Below are 614 nucleotides of genomic sequence, written 5' to 3'. Positions count from 1 at the left end.
TGCTCGACGGCTGTCTGGATCTCGATGCCGTGCTGAGCGGCTCTGACCTTGAGGCTCTGGCGGAGCCAACCCGGCAGTTTGGAGACGACCTTCTCGCGGTCGCTGGAAGCAGCTGGCGAAGTCATGGAGGTAACCATACTAACGTCCATGATCCTTTGAAGCACCGACACGTTAGTTTTCACTACTCCTTCGCCGACTGGCCCTCTATCCTGGGCCGGAGGTGATTACGCCGTAATCACCCCCACACGGCCTGCGGCCCCACGCTCGGCGAGCGCTCACAGACCGTGCCGCTCACAGACCTCGTCCAGCACTGGCACGTCATGACCCGCGTCCGCCGCGCGCCAGGGGGTGTCCCTCGTCGCCGGTCCGCCTGGCGTTGTTCGCTTCGGCAGTTGAGGAATGTGCTTGCGGTGGATGAGGTAGATGCGGCGATACTCCGGCATGAGTAGAGATGCCGAGGTCATCGTGCTCGCCCGCTGGTCGGACGAGGTCATGGAACCGCTGACCAGGGACGATCCGGAACGCACGTGGCGAGGCCGCTTCGTCCCGATAGCGGGGCATTGGGGCTACACATTCGGGTGGGCCTTGGAGTTCGAGAAGATGCGTGCCCGCAA

Annotated in this window: 1 pseudogene; it reads right to left on the bottom strand. The window is 63.5% G+C overall.

From position 1 onward, the window contains the following. A pseudogene (locus tag LPA54_RS35080) lies at positions 1–125 on the bottom strand (ParA family protein); the annotation flags it as partial. Positions 126–614: the final 489 nt, after the last annotated feature.

Source organism: Streptomyces sp. DH12 (assembly GCF_020873895.1).
Lineage (GTDB): Bacteria > Actinomycetota > Actinomycetes > Streptomycetales > Streptomycetaceae > Streptomyces.
Note: the sequence above shows the minus strand (reverse complement) of the source record. Positions and strands in the feature narration are given on the sequence as shown.